Source organism: Mesorhizobium sp. M7A.F.Ca.CA.002.05.1.1 (genome assembly GCF_003998335.1).
GTDB lineage: Bacteria > Pseudomonadota > Alphaproteobacteria > Rhizobiales > Rhizobiaceae > Mesorhizobium.
The window spans coordinates 1-4,831 of sequence record NZ_RZQI01000444.1 but is presented as its reverse complement, the minus strand read 5'-3'; the positions used below and the strand labels follow the sequence as shown (position 1 = coordinate 4,831).

At 63.6% G+C, this 4,831-nt stretch carries 2 protein-coding genes and 1 pseudogene; 2 read left to right on the top strand and 1 reads right to left on the bottom strand.

The window, feature by feature from the left end:
- Positions 1-255: pseudogene (locus tag EN939_RS21055) on the top strand (LysE family translocator); the annotation flags it as partial.
- A 147-nt stretch (positions 256-402) separates the two neighbouring features.
- Here the strand turns inward: EN939_RS21055 and EN939_RS21050 are convergent.
- Positions 403-966 carry a peroxidase-related enzyme gene (locus EN939_RS21050; protein WP_127269517.1) on the bottom strand — a complete coding sequence of 188 codons (564 nt, stop codon included), beginning with the start codon at positions 964-966 and terminating at the stop codon, positions 403-405.
- 136 nt (positions 967-1,102) lie between these two features.
- On the opposite strand from EN939_RS21050, the gene EN939_RS21045 reads away from it, so the two are divergent.
- Positions 1,103-4,831, top strand: a 3,729-nt coding sequence (locus EN939_RS21045) for an NAD-glutamate dehydrogenase (RefSeq protein WP_127269516.1), incomplete at its 3' end; no start/stop codon positions are given.

Genomic DNA, 4,831 nt, shown 5'->3' with positions numbered 1-4,831 from the left:
CTTGGCAATCCCAAGATCATGATGTTCTACCTGGCGCTGCTGCCGACCATCATCGACGTCGCTTCGGTCAGCATCGTCGGCTGGGTCGAGCTGACGGCGACCATGGCCGTGGTGCTGGTCGCCATCGATCTCGCCTGGGTGCTCGCCGCATCACAGGCGCGCAAGCTTTTGAAGAGCAAACGCGCCATGAAGATCGCCAACCGCGTCAGCGCGACGACGATGGCCGGCGCCGCGGCGGCGATCGCTGCTCGGTGACGTTCCCTCGCCCCGCTTACGTGGAGAGGGTGTCCCGAAGGGTCGGGTGAGGGGCAGCGCAAAGTTGGCCCTCGATTCACAGACGTTGGTGCCCCTCGCCTGCCTGCCGGCATCTTCTCCCCGTAAAAAGGGGAGAAGAAAGCAAATTCACCGTGCCATGGCGTGGTATTCGTCGTTCGGGCGCATGTCGATTGCCGCGGCCACGCGGTTCGACATGTTGAAGAAGGCAGCGGTCGAGGCGATGTCCCAGATGTCGCGATCGGTGAAGCCGGCCTGACGCAGCGCGGCCCGGTCTGCCTCGACGATCTTGGCCGGCTCTTGCGTCAGCTTGACGGTGAATTCGAGCATTGCCACCTGCCTGGGCGAAAGATCGGCGGCGCGGAAATTCATCACCATCATTTCGCCGAGCGGCGGGTCGCCGGAGAGCTGGCGCACCGCCGCGCCATGCGCGGTCAGGCAATAGTAGCAATGATTGATCGAGGAGACGGCGACCGCGATCATCTCGCGTTCCAGCTTGGTCAGCCCGGACTCACCCAGCATCAAATCGTTGTACATGTCGGTGAAGGCGCGCAGCTTTCTGTCGTCGAAGGCATAGGCCCTGAGCACGTTGGGGACGAGGCCGAGCTTCTCCTCGCATTTGGCGAAATAGGTTTTTGTCGCCTCGCTCAGCTCTCCCTGGCCAAGATCAAGCGCGCTGATTTTGCCGGTCATGGGTCATTTCTCCTCGTTGCGCGGCATCTTGTCGCCAAATTCCGATAATTCTTGGCAAGCCGTCAAACCTTTGTCGCCAAACAGCGGTCATCTGCTACCATATTCGTAAAAGCATTCGACGGGAGGGACGTGCGTCATGGCCAGCGTGAAATCCGCGAGCAAGCCGAAGAAAAAAGCCACGGCAGCGATTAAAGCGGAGGAAAGGCCGGCCAGGCTTGCAGACTATCTGCTCGCCCGCGCGCCAGCTGAAGACATTGCTCCCTACGATGTGGCCGACCTGGAGCGGGCTGCCGATCTCGCCGGCCAGGCAGTCGCCACTCACAGGAAAGGCGAGTGCGTCGTCGCCGTCGATGCCGATTCGGGCGTTGTGCGAGACGGCCGCCCGATGACGGTTGTCACGGTCGTCAACGACAACATGCCGTTCCTGTTCGATTCCATCCTCGGCGAGATCACCGAGACATCGGGCGAACCGACCCTGGTCACCCATCCGGTTATCGTGGTGCGCCACGGCAAGGGCGGCGTGGAAGAAATCCTCGGCGACGGCAATTTCGCCAAGGACGATGGCAGCCACGACCGGCTTAGCGTCATCCATGTCCACATCCCGCGGGTGACATCCGAGCAGGCGAGCGGATTGAGCGAGCGGCTGCGCAAGATCCTTGGCCAGGTTCATGCCGCCGTTCACGACTGGAGGCCGATGCTGGCCCGCCTCGATCAGGCGATCTCGGAATTCCGCTATACGGCCGTGCCGCTCGACAAGAAGAGCGTTGCCGAGGCCCTCGCCTTCCTGGAGTGGCTGCGCGACGACAATTTCACCTTCCTTGGCATGCGCGAGTTCAAATACACCGGCGGCGAAGAAAGCGGTACGCTGGAGCGCGCTGAAAAGCCCGGCCTCGGCATCCTGTCCGACCCCGACGTGCTGGTGCTCAGGCGCGGCACCGAAGCGGTGACGACGACGCCGGAAATCCGCGCCTTCCTGCACGGGCCGGAGCCGCTGATCGTCACCAAGGCCAATGCCAAGTCGTCCGTGCACCGCCGCATCTATCTCGATTACATCGGCATCAAGACCTACACCGCCAAGGGTACGCTCGCGGGCGAATTGCGCATCGTCGGCCTGTTCACCTCGACCGCCTACACGCGCTCGGTGATGAAGATCCCGTATCTGAGGTCAAAAGCCGAAACCATCATCGCCAAGTCCGGCTTCGACCGGCACGATCACTCCGGCAAGGCGCTGATCAACGTGCTGGAAAGCTATCCGCGCGACGAATTGTTCCAGGTGCCGGTGCCGATCCTGAGGAAGCACGCCGCTGCCATTCTGGGCCTGGTCGAGCGGCCACGCGTGCGGGCGCTGGTGCGCGCCGACCAGTTCGACCGTTTCGTCTCGATCCTCGTCTTCGTGCCGCGCGACCGTTACGACAGCGTCGTGCGCGAGAAGATCGGCTCGTATCTGAAGACCGTATTCGAAGGTCGGCTGTCGGCCTATTACCCGGCCTTCCCCGAAGGCGGGCTGGCGCGCGTGCACTTCATCATCGGCCGCTCCGGCGGCAAGACGCCGAAGGTCGAGCAAGCGACGATAGAGGCGGCGATCCGCGACATCGTGCGTACCTGGGAGGACGCCCTTTCCGATGCGGCCGAGGCCAGTGGCGGCGACCAGGCTTTGAAGGCGATTGCCGCGCGGCTGCCGGAAAGCTACCGCGATTCGTTCAGCGCGGCGGTGGCGCTGGCCGATGCCAGGCGCATTGCCAAGATCAGCGCCGGCAATCCGATCGCCATCGATTATTATCGTCATGCCGAGCAGAAACCGCATCAGGCGTCGCTGAAAATCTATCACCATGGCAGCCCGGTGGCGCTGTCGCGGCGGGTGCCGGTGCTGGGAAAAATCGGCTTCCGCGTCATCAGCGAGCGCACCTTCGAGGTCGGCGACGAACAATCCGGCCTGGTCTTCATCCATGACATGGAGTTGGAGAACAGCTACGGCAAGCCGATCGACCTGACTGACGGCGGCGGGCTGTTCGAGGACGCGTTCCTGTCCGTCTGGCGCGGCGACGTCGACAATGACGGCTATAACGGCCTTGCCCAGACCGCCGGCTTGTGGTCGGGCGAGATCACGATCCTGCGCGCCTATGGCCGCTATCTGCAGCAGGTGGGCATTCCGCAAAGCCAGGATTTCATCGCCGCCGCGCTCAATCGTTATCCCGACATAGCGCGGGGCCTGCATGCGCTGTTCATCGCCCGGCTTGGCCCGACGGCCGAGACCGAAGGCGTGGTGGCCGCAAAGCACCTCAAGGCCAAGATCAAGGACGCGCTGGAGGATGTGCCGAACATCGATGACGACACCATCATCCGGCGCTATCTCAATCTGATCGAAGCCTCGCTGCGCACCAATCATTTCGTTGCCGATACGAAAGAGAAAGGCCAGTCGCTGGCGATCAAACTCGATTCGCACGCGGTCGAGGGCTTGCCGGCGCCGCGGCCGTGGCGGGAGATCTTCGTCTACGGTTCCGAGGTCGAAGGCCTGCATCTGCGCTTCGGTCCGGTGGCGCGCGGCGGCCTGCGCTGGTCCGACCGCGCCCAGGACTACCGCACCGAGGTGCTCGGCCTGGTCAAGGCACAGCAGGTCAAGAATGCCGTCATCGTGCCGGTTGGCGCCAAGGGCGGCTTCTATCCGAAGAAGCTGCCGATGAGCGCCGGTCGCGACGCGATCTTCGAGGCAGGCACCTCGGCCTACAAGAATTTCGTCTCCAGCCTGCTGTCGATCACCGACAATATCGGTCTCGACGGTGTCATCCCCCCGGCCGGCGTCATCAGACGCGACCCGGACGATCCGTATTTCGTCGTTGCCGCCGACAAGGGCACGGCGACCTTCTCCGACACCGCCAACGCGATCTCGGAGAAGCACGGCTTCTGGCTCGACGACGCCTTCGCCAGCGGCGGCTCGGCCGGCTATGACCACAAAAAGATGGGCATCACCGCCAAGGGCGCCTGGGAAGCGGTCAAGCGGCATTTCCGCGAGATCAACCGCGATATCCAGACCTCGTCCTTCACGGTCGTCGGGGTTGGCGACATGTCGGGCGACGTGTTCGGCAACGGGATGCTTTTGTCGCCGAAAACCCGGCTGATCGCCGCCTTCGACCATCGCGACATCTTTATCGACCCCGATCCCGACATGGCAGCCTCGATGGCCGAGCGCGAGCGCATGTTCGCGCTGCCGCGTTCGAGCTGGCAGGACTACGACAAGACGAAACTGTCGGAAGGCGGCATCATCGTCTCGCGCAACCAGAAATCGATCACCTTGCCGGCGGCGGCGGCGGCGGCGATCGGCCTGGCCAAGACCGCCGCCACGCCGGTCGAGATCATGACCGCCATCCTCAAGGCCCCTGTCGATCTCCTGTGGTTCGGCGGCATCGGCACCTATTTGCGGGCATCGACCGAAACCAACGCCGAAGTCGGCGATCGCGCCAACGATGCCATTCGCATCACCGCGCTCGATGTCCGGGCGAAAGTGATCGGCGAGGGCGCCAATCTCGGCGTCACGCAGCGGGCGCGCATCGAGTTCGGCCTGAATGGCGGCCGCTGCAATTCCGACGCCATCGACAATTCGGGCGGCGTCAACTGTTCCGACGTCGAGGTCAACATCAAGATCGCGCTGGCATCCGCCATGCGCAAGGGGTCGTTGACGCGCCCGGCACGCAACAAGCTGCTGGCCGAGATGACCGACGAGGTCGGCTCGCTGGTGCTGTCGAACAACTACCAGCAGACGCTGGCGCTTTCGATCGCCCGCAAGCGCGGCCTCGCCGACATCGCGCATCAGAGCCGCTTCATGACGGCGCTGGAAGCGCGTGGCCTGCTCGACCGCACTGTGGAGACG

What these genes read in the sequence shown, in the direction of transcription:
- EN939_RS21050 (WP_127269517.1), bottom strand. Translation starts at nt 966, where the DNA reads ATGACCGGCAAAATCAGCGCGCTTGATCTTGGCCAGGGAGAGCTGAGC.